General features: G+C 71.4%; 16 protein-coding genes. 10 read left to right on the forward strand and 6 right to left on the reverse strand.

Annotation, left to right across the window (positions count from 1 at the left end; translation table 11 throughout):
- Window positions 1-25: 25 nt before the first annotated feature.
- The 4 genes from ACFV0T_RS16380 (at window position 26) to ACFV0T_RS16395 (ending at window position 4450) form a co-directional block, all read left to right on the forward strand.
- Window positions 26-1468: a family 2B encapsulin nanocompartment shell protein gene (locus tag ACFV0T_RS16380; protein ID WP_385778979.1), complete on the forward strand. Its 1443-nt coding sequence runs from the start codon at window positions 26-28 to the stop codon at window positions 1466-1468.
- A 16-nt stretch (window positions 1469-1484) separates the two neighbouring features.
- On the forward strand, window positions 1485-2540 hold the full coding sequence (locus ACFV0T_RS16385) for a family 2 encapsulin nanocompartment cargo protein terpene cyclase (protein ID WP_385778981.1): 1056 nt from the start codon (window positions 1485-1487) through the stop codon (window positions 2538-2540).
- Window positions 2541-2591: 51 nt separating this feature from the next.
- Complete coding sequence (locus ACFV0T_RS16390; protein ID WP_385778983.1) at window positions 2592-3470, forward strand: geranyl diphosphate 2-C-methyltransferase; 879 nt, start codon at window positions 2592-2594, stop codon at window positions 3468-3470.
- 89 nt (window positions 3471-3559) lie between these two features.
- A complete protein-coding gene (locus ACFV0T_RS16395) occupies window positions 3560-4450 on the forward strand; it encodes an aminoglycoside phosphotransferase family protein (RefSeq protein WP_385778985.1) in 891 nt (296 codons plus the stop codon).
- Between the two features lie 68 nt (window positions 4451-4518).
- Here ACFV0T_RS16395 and ACFV0T_RS16400 read toward each other — a convergent pair whose 3' ends face one another.
- On the reverse strand, window positions 4519-5001 hold the full coding sequence (locus ACFV0T_RS16400; RefSeq protein WP_385778987.1) for a VOC family protein: 483 nt from the start codon (window positions 4999-5001) through the stop codon (window positions 4519-4521).
- 191 nt (window positions 5002-5192) lie between these two features.
- Between ACFV0T_RS16400 and ACFV0T_RS16405 the strand changes: the two genes are divergently transcribed.
- The 3 genes from ACFV0T_RS16405 (at window position 5193) to ACFV0T_RS16415 (ending at window position 7743) form a co-directional block, all read left to right on the forward strand.
- Complete coding sequence (locus tag ACFV0T_RS16405; RefSeq protein WP_385778989.1) at window positions 5193-6395, forward strand: epoxide hydrolase family protein; 1203 nt, start codon at window positions 5193-5195, stop codon at window positions 6393-6395.
- 108 nt (window positions 6396-6503) lie between these two features.
- Complete coding sequence (locus tag ACFV0T_RS16410; protein ID WP_385778991.1) at window positions 6504-7142, forward strand: ATP-dependent Clp protease proteolytic subunit; 639 nt, start codon at window positions 6504-6506, stop codon at window positions 7140-7142.
- 1 nt (window position 7143) lies between these two features.
- A complete protein-coding gene (locus ACFV0T_RS16415; RefSeq protein ID WP_385778993.1) occupies window positions 7144-7743 on the forward strand; it encodes a ClpP family protease in 600 nt (199 codons plus the stop codon).
- A 22-nt stretch (window positions 7744-7765) separates the two neighbouring features.
- Here the strand turns inward: ACFV0T_RS16415 and ACFV0T_RS16420 are convergent, their stop codons facing one another.
- Window positions 7766-8176 (reverse strand): helix-turn-helix domain-containing protein, encoded by a 411-nt coding sequence (locus ACFV0T_RS16420; RefSeq protein ID WP_385778995.1) that lies wholly within the window; start codon window positions 8174-8176, stop codon window positions 7766-7768.
- Between the two features lie 127 nt (window positions 8177-8303).
- Between ACFV0T_RS16420 and ACFV0T_RS16425 the strand changes: the two genes are divergently transcribed.
- Entirely contained in the window at window positions 8304-9077 is a 774-nt protein-coding gene (locus tag ACFV0T_RS16425) for a class I SAM-dependent methyltransferase (RefSeq protein ID WP_385778997.1), read from the forward strand.
- A gap of 4 nt (window positions 9078-9081) precedes the next feature.
- Here the strand turns inward: ACFV0T_RS16425 and ACFV0T_RS16430 are convergent, their stop codons facing one another.
- Window positions 9082-9663: a DinB family protein gene (locus ACFV0T_RS16430; RefSeq protein WP_385778999.1), complete on the reverse strand. Its 582-nt coding sequence runs from the start codon at window positions 9661-9663 to the stop codon at window positions 9082-9084.
- 181 nt (window positions 9664-9844) lie between these two features.
- Between ACFV0T_RS16430 and ACFV0T_RS16435 the strand changes: the two genes are divergently transcribed.
- The gene (locus ACFV0T_RS16435; RefSeq protein WP_385779001.1) at window positions 9845-10732 is read left to right on the forward strand and encodes an RNA polymerase sigma factor SigF; all 888 of its coding nucleotides are present in this window, start codon (window positions 9845-9847) and stop codon (window positions 10730-10732) included.
- 284 nt (window positions 10733-11016) lie between these two features.
- On the opposite strand, the gene ACFV0T_RS16440 is transcribed toward ACFV0T_RS16435, so the two are convergent.
- On the reverse strand, window positions 11017-11472 hold the full coding sequence (locus ACFV0T_RS16440) for an ATP-binding protein (protein ID WP_385779003.1): 456 nt from the start codon (window positions 11470-11472) through the stop codon (window positions 11017-11019).
- 187 nt (window positions 11473-11659) lie between these two features.
- Window positions 11660-12070 (reverse strand): hypothetical protein, encoded by a 411-nt coding sequence (locus ACFV0T_RS16445; RefSeq protein WP_385779005.1) that lies wholly within the window; start codon window positions 12068-12070, stop codon window positions 11660-11662.
- Between the two features lie 312 nt (window positions 12071-12382).
- Between ACFV0T_RS16445 and ACFV0T_RS16450 the strand changes: the two genes are divergently transcribed.
- Window positions 12383-12766 (forward strand): nuclear transport factor 2 family protein, encoded by a 384-nt coding sequence (locus ACFV0T_RS16450; protein ID WP_385779007.1) that lies wholly within the window; start codon window positions 12383-12385, stop codon window positions 12764-12766.
- Window positions 12767-12883: 117 nt separating this feature from the next.
- Here the strand turns inward: ACFV0T_RS16450 and ACFV0T_RS16455 are convergent, their stop codons facing one another.
- The gene (locus ACFV0T_RS16455; protein WP_385779009.1) at window positions 12884-13816 is read right to left on the reverse strand and encodes an AraC family transcriptional regulator; all 933 of its coding nucleotides are present in this window, start codon (window positions 13814-13816) and stop codon (window positions 12884-12886) included.
- Between the last annotated feature and the right edge of the window lie 154 nt (window positions 13817-13970).

Consider the following 13970-nt stretch of genomic DNA (forward strand, 5'->3'; position numbering starts at 1 on the left):
CCTCGTTCACCTCCCAGGAGGGGATGTGTCCACACCGGACAGCGCCACCGGTCCCGCCCTCGCCGAAGCCGCACCCGTACCGCCGGCCGACGAACACCGCACCAGCCTCGGCACCCAGGCCGCACGACAGCTCGCCACCACCACCAAGTCCGCACCGCAGATGCAGGGGATCAGCTCACGCTGGCTGCTGAGATCACTGCCCTGGGTGGACGTCAGGGGCGGCACCTACCGGGTCAACCGGCGGCTGACGCTGCGGGTCGGCCGGGGCCGGGTGCAGTTCGAGCAGAACGGCGCCGACGACATCAAGGTCGTGCCCCGGACTCTGACCGAACTGCCGTCCCTGCGCGGCTACTCCGACATCGAGGTCCTCAAGGAGCTCGCCTCCCGGTTCCGCGTCCGGGAGGTGCGGGCCGGCCAGGTCCTCTTCGAGGCCGGGCAGCCGGTGACGGAGGCGTACCTGGTCGTCCACGGCCGGTTCACCCGCTTCGCGGCCGGCAAGTACGGCGAGGAGGAGATCGTCGGGGTCGTCAGCGGCGGCGACCAGCTGGGGGACGAGGGCGTCGGCGAACCCGACCCGCTGTGGCTGACCTCCATGCGGGCGGAGACGGCCGGGGTGCTGATGGTGCTGCCCTGGGACGTCGTCACGGAGCTCACCGAGCGGGTGCCCTCCCTCGCCGCGCACCTCCAGGCGTTCGCCGAGCGGCAGAAGCTGCCGATGAACCGCACAGGCGAGGCGGACGTCCCGCTCCAGGCCGGTCATGTCGGCGAGCCGACGCTCAACGGCGGCTACGTGGACTACGACCTCGCCCCGCGCGAGTACGAGTTGTCGCTCACCCAGACCGTGCTCAAGGTCCACACCCGGGTCGCGGACCTCTACAACAACCCGATGAACCAGACGGAGGAACAACTCCGGCTGACCGTCGAGGAGATCCGCGAGCGCCAGGAGTGGGAGCTGGTCAACAACCGGGAGTTCGGGCTGCTGCACAACGCCGACTACGGGCAGCGCATCAGCACCTTCACCGGCCCGCCGACCCCCGACGACATGGACGAACTGCTGTCCATGCGCCGCGAGACCAAACTGTTCCTCGCCCATCCGAAGGCGATCGCGGCCTTCTTCCGGCAGTGCAACCGGCGAGGTCTGATGCCCGGTTCCACGACCGTCGACGGGCATCGGATCCCGGCCTGGCGGGGCGTACCGATCTACCCGTGCGGCAAGATCCCGGTCAGTCGGCAGCACACCAGCAGCATCGTGGCGCTGCGCACCGGGGAGTCCGACCAGGGGGTCGTCGGGCTCTACCAGACGGGCATCCCCGAGGAGTTCCAGCCGGGGCTGAACGTGCGGTTCATGGGTATCGACTCCGCCGCGATCATCCGTTACCTCGTCACCGCCTACTACTCGATGGCCATCCTCGTTCCCGACGCGGTGGGGATCCTGGAGAACGTGCAGATCGGCCGGACGGCCGAGTGACCGCGTGGAGAACGACATGAGCACGCCCCCCGCCCCCGGCGCCCCGCTGTCCCTGCCCGGGCCGCCCAATCTCGCCCGCAGCCTCACGACCCGGCGCGGCGGGGCGATCCCGGGCCTGAGGTACCGGCCTGTCGCCCCCGCCGACCCCGAGAAGGCCGCGGAGATCGACCGCAGACTGGAGGAGTGGGCCCGCGGTCTCGACCTGTTCCCCGAGGCCTGGAACGGGGACTTCGCCGGATTCCAGTTCGGGCGCGCCGTGGTGCTCCAGCACCCGGAGGCGGCCGACCTGGAACGCCTCACGGTCGCGGGCAAGCTGCTGCTGGCCGAGAACATCGTCGACGACTGCTATTGCGAGGAGGACGGGGACAAGGGCGGATCGCGGCGCGGCCTGGGCGCCCGGCTGATCCTGGCCCAGTCGGCACTGGACCCGTACCACGGCACACCCGAACTCCAGGAGCAGTGGCTCCAGGGGATGCAGTCCGACGGACCGCTGAGGTCGTACTACTGGGCCCTGAAGGACTACTCCGCCCTCGCCACGCCCAGCCAGACGGACCGCTTCGTGCACGACATCGCCCGGCTTCACCTGGGCTATCTCGGCGAGGCGGCCTGGGGCGAGACCGGGTACCGGCCGCGGGTGTGGGAGTACCTGGTGATGCGCCAGTTCAACAACTTCCGGCCCTGTCTGTCGATCGTCGACGCGGTGGACGGCTACGAACTGCCCGAGGCGCTCTACGCCCGCCCCGAGATCCAGCGCATCACCGTGCTCGCGAGCAACGCGACCACGATCGTCAACGACCTGTACTCCTTCACCAAGGAGCTGGCCGACCCGACCCACCTCAACCTGCCGCAGGTCATCGCCGCCAACGAGCGGTGCGGACTCAAGCCCGCCTACCTGAGGGCCGTCGAGATCCACAACGAGATCATGGACGCCTTCGACGCGGAGTCCGCCCTGCTGGCCGCCACCTCGCCGCTCGTCGAGCGGTACGCCCGGGGCCTGTCGGACTGGGTGGCCGGCAACCACGAGTGGCACGCGACCAACACCCACCGCTACCACCTGCCCAACTACTGGTAACGCGCAAGCACGTCGCTGACTGACCGTCAGACAGAACACGAGGAGCCATAGTTGACCACCGTCCCCGCCGCCGTCCGCACGACAGCCCCGGTGCCGACCCAGTCCACGTACCAGAACCGCGTCGCGGACTACTGGAACGCCGAGGAGAACCCGGTCAACCTCGAACTCGGCAGGCTCGACGACCTCTACCACCATCACTACGGCGTCGGAGCCGTCGACTGGACCGTGCTCGACGAGCCGGATCCCCTGCGGCGCCAGGCGCGGATCACCGCCGAACTGCACCGCCTGGAGCACGCCCAGGCCGAGATCCTCGCCGGCCGCCTGGGCGCCCTCACCCCCGACGACCACGCCTTCGACGCCGGCTGCGGCCGCGGCGGCGGCAGCGTGGTGGCGCATCTGCGGCACGGCTGCCACACGGACGGGGTGACGATCTCCGCCAAGCAGGCCGCCTTCGCCAACGATCAGGCCCGCAAGCGGTGCATCGACGGCAAGGTGCGCTATCACCACCGCAACATGCTCGACACCGGCCTGGAGACCGGCGCCTACGCGGCGTCGTGGAACAACGAGTCCACCATGTACGTCGAGTTGGACCTCCTCTTCGCCGAGCACGCGCGGCTGCTGCGCCGCGGCGGACGCTACGTGGTGATCACCGGCTGCTACAACGACACCTACGGGCAGGCCTCCCGCGAGGTGTCCCTCATCAACGCCCACTACATCTGCGACATCCATCCGCGGTCGGCGTACTTCCGGGCCATGGCCCGCAACCGGCTCGTGCCCGTCCACGTCGAGGACCTCACCGAGGCGACGATCCCTTACTGGGAACTGCGCCAGCAGGCCGACCACCTGGTCACGGGCATCGAGGAGACGTTCCTGACCGCGTACCGCAACGGCAGCTTCCAGTATCTGATGATCGTGGCCGACCGGGTCTGAGCCGCGGTGCCGCACCGGTCCCGGGAAACGCCCCGGGGCCGGTGAAAACCGTTCGCCCACGGCGATCCCCGTGCGCTGGAATGGGGCCCATGTGTGCCCTGAAGATGCGTCCGGACGAGGTGGACCTCGATGCCTCGCTCGTCGGCCGGCTGGTCGCCGGGCAGTTCCCGCAGTGGGCCGGTCAGCCGGTCGAGCGGCTGAAGTCGTCCGGCACCGAGAACGCCATGTTCCGGCTCGGCACCGGTCTGGTCGTACGTCTGCCCCGGTATCCGGGCGCGGTCGGGGACGTGGAGCACGAGCAGCGTTGGCTGCCCCGGCTGGCACCCCGGCTGCCCGTCGCCGTACCCGAGGCGCTGGGCCGGGGCGAACCGAACGCGGAGTTCGCGTGGCCCTGGTCCGTCTTCCGCTGGCTGGACGGGCACAATCCCGTCGCGGGCGCCGTCGAGGAACCGCGACCGCTCGCCCAGGACCTGGCGGAGTTCGTCCGCGCGCTGCGCCGGATCGACCCGCAGGACGGGCCGCCGAACCCCCGGGGCGTACCCCTCGCGACCCGGGACGCGGCGACCCGCTCGGCTATCGCCCAGCTCGACGGCAGGATCGACACCGGCGCGGTGACGGCCCTGTGGGAGGAGGCCCTGCGGGCCCCCTCGCGGCAGGCACCGCCCGTCTGGGCCCATGGGGACCTGTCGCCCGGGAACGTCCTGGTGGCGGAGGGACGACTCCGTGCGGTGATCGACTTCGGCACCGTGGGCGTGGGCGACCCCGCCGTCGACCTCGTCGTGGCCTGGAACCTGTTGCCCGCGTCGGCCCGCGGGACCTTCCGGGACGCTGTGGGCGCCGACGACGCCGAATGGGCGCGCGGCCGCGGTTGGGCGCTGTCGATCTCGCTGATCCAGCTGCCGTACTACTGGCAGACCAACCCGGCGCTGGCGGAGAACTCACGGCACGTGATCCGCGAGATCCTGGCCGAGGCCGGATGACGCGGCCGGGACGACGCGGCCCGGCCGGCGACCCGCCGGGCCGGCCGGGCCGCCGGCCGCCCGGCGCCTCACTCGCCCGCGTAGGCCCGCTCCAGGGCGGCGACGTCGAACTTGCGCATGGAGAGCATCGCCTCGGTCGTGCGGGCCGCCTTTCGCGGATCGGCGTCGCCGATCATGTCGATCAGCGTCTCGGGTACGACCTGCCAGGACACGCCGTACCGGTCCTTGAGCCAGCCGCAGGGGCCGGGTTCCCCGCCGTTCTCGGTGAGCTTGGTCCAGTAGTAGTCGATCTCCTCCTGGTCCGCGCAGAAGATCTGGAACGAGACCGCCTCGTTGAACGTGAACTGCGGCCCGCCGTTGATCCCGACGAACCTCTGGCCGTTGGCCGTGAACTCCACGGCCAGCACCGAGCCGGCCGGGCCGGGACCGGCCTCGGTGTAGCGGCCGATCCGGACGATGCTGGAGTTCTTGAAGATCGACACGTAGTAGTGGGCGGCCTCCTCCGCCTGGCCGTCGAACCAGAGACACGTGGTGAATCCGTCGGTGGTCATGAGCACCTCCTGGGGCGTGGAACGCGGTCAACAGTGTCGACCCGTGCCGACCGGTAAACTCATCGGCCCGGCGGCCGACTCATCCGAGTGGCGCAGTCGCCGGGGCGAACCAGGGCGTGTTTCGAAAGTCCCGTCCGGCCGCCCTCCGGGCGGAGGACGCCACTTTCGAACCACGCCTTAGCATCCCGACCATGACGTCATCATTCGCCGACGACGGTGTCCGCCCCTTCCGTATCGACATCCCGCAGAGCGACCTGGACGATCTGCACGACCGCCTGGACCGCACCCGCTGGCCGGACGAACTGCCGGGCGCGGGATGGTCGTACGGGGTTCCGACGGACTATCTGCGCGAGCTCGTCCGCCACTGGCGGCACACGTACGACTGGCGGGCCGCCGAGGCACGGCTGAACGAGTGGCCGCAGTTCGTGACGACCATCGACGGGACGAACGTCCACTTCGCGCACATCCGCTCCGCCGAGCCGGACGCCACCCCGCTGATCCTCACGCACGGCTGGCCCGGCTCGATCGTGGAGTTCCTCGACGTCGTGGAGCCGTTGACCGATCCGGCCGCCCACGGCGGCGACCCGGCCGACGCGTTCCACGTCGTCGTACCGAGCGTTCCCGGCTTCGGGCTGTCCGGGCCGACCCGGGACAGCGGCTGGGAGGCGGGCCGGATCGCCGACGCGTGGGCGGAGTTGATGACCCGGCTCGGCTACGCGCGGTTCGGCGCGCAGGGCGGGGACTGGGGCGCCGCCATCTCCCGCGAGCTGGGACGCGCCCATCCGGACCGCGTGATCGGCGTGCATCTGAACCTGCTCCCGGGCGCGCAGCAGGCCACCGAGCCGACGCCCGACGAGTTGGACGCCCTCGGCACGCAGGAGCAGGAGCGGGCGCTGCTGTCATGGCGCCGGTGGAGCGAGTGGTCCCGCGAGGGCACGGGGTACGCCGTCCTGCAGTCGACCCGGCCGCATACCCTGGCGTACGCGCTCACCGACTCGCCCGTCGGCCAACTCGCCTGGATCGTGGAGAAGTTCCGGGAGTGGACGGACTCGGAGCTGCTGCCCGAGGAGGCCGTGGACCGCGACCGGATGCTCACCGACGTGATGCTGTACTGGCTGACCGGGACCGCCGGTTCCGCCGCCCGTATCTACTACGAGCGTGCGCACTCCACGGGTCGCGCCGCCCGCCCCACCGAACCGTCGACCGTGCCGACCGCGCTCGCGCTCTTCCCGGGCGAGCTTCAGCTCCCGCTGCGGCACAAGGCCGAGCGGACCGAGAACCTGGTCCGGTGGACCGAGTTCGACCGGGGCGGGCACTTCCCGGCGATGGAGGAGCCGGACCTGCTGGTCGGTGACGTGCGGGCGTTCTTCCGGCAGGTGCGCGAGAAGGGCTGAGGGCGGGCTCTGCCCGTGGCGAATCTGCCGCGGGCAGAGAAACCGCGGCGACGGGCCGCTCCGGGCCGACAGTGGAGTCGACGGCATCACCGCTCGACGGGAGGACCCATGACTCCACTCACCGCACTCACGCCCCGGGCCGAGGAGGGCGACACCCTTCCCACCCGGTTCGACGACCAACTGGCCGCCCAGCTGCTCGCGCAGCGGATCGTGCTGCTGGGCACCCAGGTCGACGAGGTCTCCGCGAACCGGGTCTGCGCCCAGTTGCTGATCCTCTCGGCCGAGGACCCGCGCACCGACATCGGTCTGTACATCAACAGCCCCGGCGGGTCCGTGCACGCGGGTCTCGCCATCTACGACACGATGCGGCTGATCCCGAACGACGTCTCCACGCTCGCGATGGGGTTCGCGGCCAGCATGGGCCAGTTCCTGCTGAGCGTCGGCACACCCGGCAAGCGCTACGCGCTGCCCCACGCGCGGATCATGATGCACCAGCCGTCGGCCGGGATCGGCGGCACCACCGCGGACATCGAGATCCAGGCGGAGAACCTGGAGTTCACCAAACGGACCATCGAGCGGATCATCGCCGAGCACACCGGCCAGAGCCCGGAGACCGTCTCCCGGGACGGCGACCGCGACCGCTGGTTCACGGCCGAGCAGGCCAAGGAGTACGGCATGGTGGACGCGGTCGTGGAGTCCCTCGCGGACGTTCGCCCGGCCGCCTCCCGGCGACGGACGGGGCTGTGACATGGGGACCTACACGATTCCGAACGTCGTCGAGCGGACCGCGCAGGGCGAGCGGTCGTACGACGTGTTCAGCCGGCTGCTGGCGGAGCGGATCATCTTCCTCGGCACCGAGATCGACGACGGCGTCGCCAACGTCGTCATCGCCCAACTCCTGCATCTGGAGTCGGCGGCACCGGAGAACGAGATCGCGATCTACCTCAACTCGCCCGGTGGCTCGTTCACCTCGCTGATGGCGATCTACGACACGATGACGTTCGTACGGGCGCCGATCTCGACGTTCTGCGTCGGGCAGGCGGCCTCCACGGCGGCCGTGCTGCTGGCCGGCGGCGACCCGGGGCGGCGGTTCGTGCTGGAGCACGCGCGGGTGCTGCTCGGGCAGCCGGCCAGCGGCGGCCGGCAGGGCATGGTCTCCGACCTCGCGCTCCAGGCCAAGGAGATGGTCCGGATCCGCGCCCAGGTGGAGGAGGTGCTGTCCCGGCACACGCATCACGACATCGCGACGCTGCGCGCGGACATGGACCGGGACAAGGTGTTCACCGCACGGGAGGCGGTGGCGTACGGGCTGGCCGACGAGGTGCTGGACCGGCGCCTCATGCCCTGACGCCGGCCCGTCACCCGGGCGGTCAGGCGACCAGGCAGAGCCCGTTGTGCGGCGAGGTGTTCCTCGTGGCACGGCTCCGGTCGGGCCGCCGCGCGAGCTCGCGGTGGGCCAGCGACAGCAGGTCGCCGAGCCCGAGACCGAGGGCGTGGGCGGCGGCCGCGAGCACCTCCGAGGAGGCCTCCTTGCGGCCGCGTTCCACCTCCGACAGGTACGGCATGGAGATACGGGCCTCGTCGGCGACGTCCTTGAGCGTGCGTTCCTGCGCGAGGCGCTCGCGGCGCAGGACCTCGCCGATCAGGTCGCGCCAGAGGGGTTCCCGGGGAGCGGGCGGGCGGGCGTCCGGGCGTTCGGACAGGGGGCGGGCGGTCCCCGGGCGCGCGGCCGGCGGGCGCAGGGGGATGACGCGGGCTTCGTTCGGCGCTTGGTTGCTCACCGTCCCAGCCTAGGAGCGGCGGTGGTGAGGGGAAGGGTCCGGCGTTCCGCCCTCGGTGGAATCGGCGCCGCCTGCCGGGGACACTGGTCGGGACCGCTCGGGCAGGGACGGAAGGGACGGGCCGCCGGTGCTGCGTGACACGTTCGACGAGGTGGCGGAGCTCTACGACCGGGTCCGGCCGCGCTATCCCCCTTCCCTGGTCGAGGAGCTGGCTCGGGCGGCCGGGCTGGGACCGGGCAGCCGGGTGCTTGAGATCGGCCCCGGCACCGGTCAACTGACCGTTCCACTGGCCGGGTTCGGCTGTGAGGTCACGGCGGTGGAGCTGGGGCCGGCCCTGGCCGCCGTGGCCCGGCGCCGGTTGCGGGAGTTCCCGTCGGCGCGCGTGGTGGTGGCGGACTTCGAGCAGTGGGAACCGCCCCGGGAAGCGTTCGACCTGGTGGTGAGCGCGACCGCGTTCCACTGGCTCGATCCGGCGCTGCGGGTGCCCCGGGTCGCCGACGCCCTGCGGCCGGGCGGGCTGTTCGCGCTGGTCACCACGCACCATGTGGCGGGCGGCACGGTGGACTTCTTCGCCCGTGCCCAGCGCTGCTACGAACGCTGGGACCCGGACACCCCGCCGGACTGGCGCCTGCGGGACGCCGCCGAGACCGCCACGGACACGGGTGAGCTGGAGCGGGAGTCACGCCTCTCGGACATCACGGTCCACTGCCACACCCAGGACCTCGCCTACAGCGCCGACGGGTACCTCGACGTCCTGCTGACCTACTCGAACCACCGGGCCCTCGACGCGACCGCCCGCCGAAATCTGCTGACGTGCATTCGGCAACTGATCGAGTCGGACTACGACGGCAGCGTCACCAAGCGCTACCTCCATGAGCTGATCACGGCTACGCGCGTGTGAGCGCCTACTGGCCGACCCGTCCGTCGATGCGTTCCCGGAGGAAGTCGGCGTGGCCGTTGTGCCGGGCGTACTCCTCGATCATGTGGACCAGCACCTCGCGCAGCGCGACCGGCTCGTCCCCGTCGATGCCGACGATGTCGAGGCTCCTGGCCCCGGCGACGAAACGTTCGGCGAACTCGACCTCGGCCCGCCAGGTCCGCCAGGCCTCGGCCACGACCTCGGGATCAGGCACGGCACCGTCGAAGTCCGCGTCGGGGCGGTCCTCGGCCCAGAAGTGACGCGGTACGTCCTGACCGGCCAGGACACGGCGGAACCAGTTCTGTTCCACCCGGGCCAGATGCCGCACCAGGCCCAGCAGCGAGAGGTTCGAGGGCGCCACCGCACGGCGGGCCAGGTCGTCGGCGTCCAGTCCGGCGCACTTCAGTTCCAGGGTCAGCCGCTGGTCCCGCAGGTACCCGACGAGCGTGTCGAACTCGCCCACGAACCCGCCGTCGCTGCGGGGATCCTCCTCGGGCCGGACGAAGACGTCCCACCATCCGAAGTTCCGGTCGGGCCGCGCGGACCGCGCCTGCGTGTCGTCTGTCATGCGGCCGAGGATTCGCCCCGCTCGCCATGACCGCCACCGAATTTCCACCGCCCTCGCACACGGCGTGCATGCGCCGCCGCGCCCCGGGTAGGCGAAGTGCCGAGGGGGCCGCCGGTGTCTCACTGTGCGGGCGGCCGAGGAGGCGGACGGGTGACCGTCACTTTCGTGGGAGGGGTCGGCAATGTCCACCGTCGTGATCCGGTCGGAGGCGGGATGCGCCGAGGAGAGCGCCGGAACCGGCACGGGTGAGGGACCGCTGCCGGGGGTCACGGACCCGCGGAGCGTGGCTCCGCGCGACGCGCGGGCGCTGTCCCGCCCGTTCTTCCGGCGCCTGGCGGAGCTCGACGAGGGCACGCCGGAGTACCAGTACGCGCGCAACACCCTGATCGAGATGAACATGTCGTTGGTGCGGTTCGCGGCCGGGCGGTTCCGCGGGCGCGGTGACGACATGGAGGACGTCGTCCAGACCGGGATGATCGGTCTCATCAAGGCCATCGACCGGTTCGAGCTCGCGCGCGAGGTGGAGTTCACGTCCTTCGCGCTGCCGTACATCGTCGGCGAGATCAAGCGCTTCTTCCGGGACACGACCTGGGCCGTGCATGTGCCACGCCGACTCCAGGAGTTGCGCGTCGAGCTGGCCAGGGCGCGCGACGAGCTCGCCGGGCGGCTGGACCGGGAGCCGACGGTGGCGGAGCTCGCCACGCTGATGAACCTCTCCGAGGCCGAGGTGGTCGAGGCGCAGATAGCCTCCAACGGCTACAACTCCACGTCCCTCGACGCCGCGCTGACCGGCGACGGAGGCGAGCACGGCGAGGCGGTTCTCGCCGACTTCATCGGCGTCGAGGAGGAGGGTCTGCGGCTCGTCGAGGACTTCCAGTCGCTCGCCCCGCTGATGGCCGGGCTCGGCGAACGCGACCGGCGGATCCTGCACCTGCGGTTCGTGGAGGAGGCCACCCAGGCGGAGATCGGCGAACGGCTCGGCTGTTCCCAGATGCATGTGTCCCGCCTGATCAAACGGATCATCACGCGACTGCGCGAGGGCATGCTGGGGGACCTGGACCGCGCCTGATCGGGGGGCCGCGCGGCCTGAGCCGGGTGCGGCTCGGTTCGGTGGTGCGGCTCGGTTCGGTGGTGCGGCTCGGTTCGGTGGTGCGGCTCGGTGCGGTGGTGCGGCTCGGTGCGGTGGTGCGGCTCGGTGCGGTGGTGCGGCTCGGTGCGGTGGTGCGGCTCGGTGCGGTGGTGCGGGTTGAGCCGCGTGCTGCGGCTCGGCTGCGTGGCGGCGGCTGGTCTGCGTGTCGGCCGCTCAGTCGCATGCTGCGACGTTGCGTGCTGCGGCCGATTCCGTGCCGCGGCTCAGTTCGCGCTCAGCCGCAGCACGGCGCACACGCGCTTGCCGACCGGCACCCGCTCGGCGCTGACCTGCGCGGCCAGAGCGTGCACGATCTCCAGTCCGTGCCGGCCCACGCGCTCGGGGTCACGGGGAAAGCGCAGGGGCAGGGCGGCGCTGCTGTCGTAGACGCTCACCGTCACCGCGGCGTCCGTGCCCTCCAGTTCCAGGATGTACGGCCCGTTGCTGTGCCGGTCCGCGTTGGTGACCAGCTCGCTCACCACCAGGAGCAGCGCGCCGCTGGTGCGCTCGCCGATCGTGGCGCACCACTCGGTGCGCAGCTGCTCGAGAAAAAGGCCGGCGAAGGCCCGCGCCTCCGCTATGCATCCGGGCTCGCCGGTGAAGTGGGTCGCCCGCCGCAGGGGCTCCACGGGTACATCGAAACCAGTCGGTATCACTGCCCCGTCCAGGTGCTTGATCATGCGTTTCTCTCTCGGAAGCCGGACTGGCCGGACGCTGCTGCACCTGTGCTCGTACCCCGAGCCGCGCCCCGCACTCCCCGTAACCGCTGTCCCTCTTCGGGAGGACGTGGCGGACCGCGCCCCGGTGGCACGGAGGGCGCCGGATCCGGGGCCTCGGCGCGGCGGTGTGCGGGCCTCCGGCCCGGCGTCAGGCGACCGGCATGGCCAACGCCGGGGCGGCCCGCTGCATCCGCAGCGCGTCGACGGACTCGGCGAGCAGCTCGTACTCGGTGGTGTCGTCGCTGGTGGCGATCCGCACCAGCCGACCGCCGGCCAGCTCCTCGGCGACCGACGCCTGCCGCTCCACGTCGGCGCACCAGTCCCGCAACAGCTCGGGAACGTCGGGGGCGCTCGCGGCGACCGGGACGAGCGCGCCCGACGGGAAGTGCGGGCTCTCCGGGCTGGGGTCCAGCCGCTCGGCGATCCAGGAGGCCCGGTCGCGCAGCCACCACAGGGCCAGTGCGAGGGTGGGCGCCCGATAGGTGCCGAGCGGTACGCCGATACGCCGCCCGTCGCACACGCCGTACGCGGTGACATGGCACAGGAATTCGTCGTGCACGGTTCACTCCCCCGTCGCGTCTGTCGCTTGCCGGTCGGGCCTCGCTTTCCGTGCGGCTCCTGTGCGATGAACTGCCCTTGACATTCGAGTATGTTGACTACTGAAACACTGTCACCACGACTTTCCGGCCACTCTCTTGGCATATTCGCGGCCGCTATTGGCCGAAACGTGACGAGTGGGTCGATCACCGGTATTACCCGCGAGGTAATCGACCTTTCCCGCGGAGCCGGGCATGGTCGATGGCACCGGATTGCAAGCACCGTTATCCGGGTCCTGACCAGCACATACGACCTCGACGGAGGCTGATTTCCCATGTCCGCGAACATCGACCGTCACAAGAACGCCGTCACCCGTTACTTCGAGGCCTGGAACGCCGCCGAGCCGGACGCCGTGGCAAAGACGGTCGCCGCCGCGTGGTCGACGGAGGGTACCTACACCGACCCGCTCGCCGACGTCCGCGGCCACGACGCGATCGCGGCGGTGATCGCGGCCGCGCACGCACAGTTCCCGGGATTCGTCTTCCGGCTCACCGGCGCCGTCGACGGCCACCACGACACGGCGCGCTTCTCCTGGGAACTGGTGAGCGAGGCCGACGGCTCGGCGCCGGTGGCCGGGTCCGACGTGATCACTCTGGACGCCGAGGACCGGATCAGGACCGTGCTCGGATTCCTGGACCGGGTGCCCGGCGGTGCGTGACCGAGGGGCCACCGCGGCGACAGCCTGACCACGCTCGCGGGTGAGGGGCGGGAGGGAGGGGGAGAGGGACAGGGACAGGGAGGCGGCCCGGTGGTCGGCCGCCCCCGGCGGGACCGCTCAGTCGGTGGCCGCGCCGCCCCGTGCCGTCTCCCGGTAGCGCCGCGGAGCGACACCGACCGTCCGCTTGAAGGCGTTGCTGAAGGCGCTCTCGGAGGTGTAGCCCACCGACCGGGCGAGCGCCGCCACCGAGGTCTCGTCCTCCCGCAGGGCCCGCGCCGCCAGGCTCATGCGCCAGTTGAGCAGGTACGTCAGCGGCGGTACCCCGGCCGCCTCCTTGAAGCGCAGGGCGAAGGTGGTGCGCGACATCGCCGCCGCCCAGGCCAGCTCCTCCAGCTGCCACGGCCGCTGCGGCTCACCGTGCATCAGGCGCAGGGCCGGGGCGAGCCGCTCGTCGGCGAGGGCCCGCAGCCAGCCCGCCGGGAGCCTGTCGGCGTCCGCGAGGCAGACGCGCAGCACCTGCACGAACAGCAGCTGGGCGAGGTGGTCCGAGGCGAACTCGCCGCCGGCCCGGCCCGCTGTCATCTCCCGCAACAGCTGCCCCGTCAGCCAGCTCAGCACCGGCGCCTCGACCGCGCCGGCCCGGACGTGGATCAGCCGCGGCAACGCCCGGCGCAGCAGGTCACCGCTGTCCCGGCTGACGTCGATGTGGCCCGAGACGCAGACGACGTCCTCGCCGTCGCCCAGGTGCGCCATGCGGTTGCGGGGATCCACGTGGACCTCACCCGCGCCCACCGGCTCCAGGCCCGGGTCGCTGCACAGGACGTAGGAACGTCTGCCGTCGGAGACGACGATGTCGCCCTCCTCGAGCACGAGGGGCGCTCCGCCCTCCTCGGGGACGAGCAGACAGCTGCCCCGCACCACGGCGTTGACCTTGAGTCTGTCCCGCCCCCGGAGCCTGATGGCCCACTCGCCGCCGGCCGTGAAGCCACCGGAGAAGACACAGCGGGCGTCGGCGACCGCGAGGGCGTCGGAGAGGGGATCCACGGACATGCCCGAACTATCGCGCAAGTAGTGCGGACTCTCAAGCATTCATCGTCCGGATTCGCGGATCTACGGTGGTCCGGACAGCTCGCCGCGGCCGTCCGCCGCCGGCGAGCGGACCACCCGTTCGACTCACCGACCGAGCGCACCTGAATCAGCTCGT

This window comes from Streptomyces sp. NPDC059582 (genome assembly GCF_042735715.1).
GTDB lineage: Bacteria > Actinomycetota > Actinomycetes > Streptomycetales > Streptomycetaceae > Streptomyces.

Bases quoted from the DNA above. Each gene is read 5' to 3' on its own strand.
- ACFV0T_RS16385 (WP_385778981.1), top strand. From the start codon at position 1,485: ATGAGCACGCCCCCCGCCCCCGGCGCCCCGCTGTCCCTGCCCGGGCCG.
- ACFV0T_RS16395 (WP_385778985.1), top strand. From the start codon at position 3,560: ATGTGTGCCCTGAAGATGCGTCCGGACGAGGTGGACCTCGATGCCTCG.
- ACFV0T_RS16400 (WP_385778987.1), bottom strand. From the start codon at position 5,001: ATGACCACCGACGGATTCACCACGTGTCTCTGGTTCGACGGCCAGGCG.
- ACFV0T_RS16405 (WP_385778989.1), top strand. From the start codon at position 5,193: ATGACGTCATCATTCGCCGACGACGGTGTCCGCCCCTTCCGTATCGAC.
- ACFV0T_RS16410 (WP_385778991.1), top strand. From the start codon at position 6,504: ATGACTCCACTCACCGCACTCACGCCCCGGGCCGAGGAGGGCGACACC.
- ACFV0T_RS16415 (WP_385778993.1), top strand. From the start codon at position 7,144: ATGGGGACCTACACGATTCCGAACGTCGTCGAGCGGACCGCGCAGGGC.
- ACFV0T_RS16430 (WP_385778999.1), bottom strand. From the start codon at position 9,663: ATGACAGACGACACGCAGGCGCGGTCCGCGCGGCCCGACCGGAACTTC.
- ACFV0T_RS16435 (WP_385779001.1), top strand. From the start codon at position 9,845: ATGTCCACCGTCGTGATCCGGTCGGAGGCGGGATGCGCCGAGGAGAGC.
- ACFV0T_RS16440 (WP_385779003.1), bottom strand. From the start codon at position 11,472: ATGATCAAGCACCTGGACGGGGCAGTGATACCGACTGGTTTCGATGTA.
- ACFV0T_RS16450 (WP_385779007.1), top strand. From the start codon at position 12,383: ATGTCCGCGAACATCGACCGTCACAAGAACGCCGTCACCCGTTACTTC.
- ACFV0T_RS16455 (WP_385779009.1), bottom strand. From the start codon at position 13,816: ATGTCCGTGGATCCCCTCTCCGACGCCCTCGCGGTCGCCGACGCCCGC.